This is a genomic window from Domibacillus sp. F004 (genome assembly GCF_057814295.1).
Window position 1 is genome coordinate 1 of record NZ_JBVATB010000064.1, and the last position, 280, is coordinate 280.

1 protein-coding gene is annotated in these 280 nt (G+C 69.6%); it reads right to left on the minus strand.

Going from position 1 to position 280, the window contains the following annotated elements; translation table 11 throughout:
* Nucleotides 1–280: serine hydrolase family protein (locus ACZYRN_RS19425; RefSeq protein WP_488913203.1), on the minus strand; the 280-nt coding region annotated here is incomplete at both ends.

Consider the following 280-nt stretch of genomic DNA (forward strand, 5'->3'; position numbering starts at 1 on the left):
GGCAGAGACAGTGAAGGCGTCGCGGCGATGCTCGCGATCGCCGGATGGGCGATGGCGAGCTTGCCGATCGTGAGGAGGTCGGCGGGCGTGCTGGTGTTGCGGGAGCTGATGCCGGTCGGTTCGACGATGGTGGTACCGGTGAGTCCGTGGGCGGAGAGCCACCTCCGCGCCGCATCGAGGAAGGCGCCCTGGGAGCCGAACGCCCAGGTGGACACCGCCTCGGCGTAGTTGCTGGCCGACGGGATCAGCATGGTGGCCAGCGCGTCGCGCAACGACATCG